Raw genomic sequence first — 1161 nt, 5'->3', positions numbered from 1 at the left:
CCCTACTGAGGTTTTCGTTAGTTCTGTGGGGGTGGGTGGATGGTGAGTCCGGTGTGGGCGAGGAAGGACCAGGGCAGCTGATCGTTCTGGCTGATGCGGTGGATGCCTCGTTCGACTGCGTCGGCAACGTCTGCGAGGTGGTCGCCGGCGAGGTTGGCGAGCTCACGTGTCTTGATCGCCGACCACAGCAGTTCGACGGGGTTGAGCTCGGGTGCGTAGGCCGGTAATCGCTCGAGGGTGAGCCAGTCCTGCTGCGCGACCCAGGCGCGCATGGCCCGGCTCCAGTGGGCGGACAGCCCGTCCCAGACCAGCACTACCGGCTCTTCGGCGTAGAAGACCTTGACCTGCTCGAGGACCTGAATGAGTGCGGCGGTGTCGTAGCTGCCGGGCTTGAGGTGGAAGCACAGCCGCGGACCGCGGTCGTGATCAGCGGCGTGATACCCCAGGGCCGCGGCCATCGAAGCACGTTTCCAGTTCAGCCGGTGCCGCAGAGTCGGGGTGCGGCCGCGGGGCGCGTAGGTGCGTCGGACCTGGGGCAGCAGCGACACTCCTGATTCGTCGAGGAACACGATCCAGGCACGCTTGTTCACCGCCCCTTTTTGATGCGCGGCCACTCATGCGCGATCCAGCGGGCGATCTCGGATTCGTCCCGCTCGACCGCCCGCCGCTCGGGCCGCTGCAGGCTCCACCCCATCCGGCCGGTCAGCAACCGCCACACCGATGCCCGCGACAAAGACACCCCCGTCACCCGCTCGACCACCAGGCCGACCCGCTCCAAGGTCCACAGATCGGCCTCGAAGCCATGCGCCTGGGCGCCTTGCTCCAGTACGGTCCGCACCTGCTCGACCTGGGCGTCGTCCAGCTTGGACGGGCGACCGGTGGCCGGGCGTCGCCGTAAGGCGTGAGTGCCACCCCTCTCCCATACTCGTTTCCACCGCCGCACGCTTTCGGCACTGACCTCCAGCGTTCGTGCGATCTCGGCATTCGAGCGTTCCTGCTCGAACAGCTCGGCTGCCCGTACACGCCGGGCCTCGGCCAACTGTGGTCGTGTCAAAGGGGGAACGACAGACCCGGAGACAGCACGCGAAGGCTTGAAAGACACGACCCCAGGCTCCCACCAACGAGTCCGCCACGCCCACAGAACTAACGAAAACCTCAGTA

General features: G+C 66.7%; 2 protein-coding genes. Both read right to left on the bottom strand.

Going from position 1 to position 1161, the window contains the following annotated elements; genetic code table 11:
• Positions 1 to 17: 17 nt before the first annotated feature.
• Positions 18 to 590, bottom strand: a complete 573-nt coding sequence (locus tag ACIBAI_RS28930; protein ID WP_399038786.1) for a transposase — start codon at positions 588 to 590, stop codon at positions 18 to 20.
• Entirely contained in the window at positions 587 to 1039 is a 453-nt protein-coding gene (locus tag ACIBAI_RS28925) for a winged helix-turn-helix domain-containing protein (protein ID WP_399038785.1), read from the bottom strand. The genes ACIBAI_RS28930 and ACIBAI_RS28925 overlap by 4 nt, the downstream gene beginning before the upstream one ends.
• Positions 1040 to 1161: the final 122 nt, after the last annotated feature.

The organism is Streptomyces sp. NPDC051041 (assembly GCF_044456065.1).
GTDB lineage: Bacteria > Actinomycetota > Actinomycetes > Streptomycetales > Streptomycetaceae > Streptomyces > Streptomyces glaucus.
The sequence above is the reverse complement of the archived record's forward strand: the minus strand, read 5'-3'. Positions and strand labels throughout refer to the sequence as shown.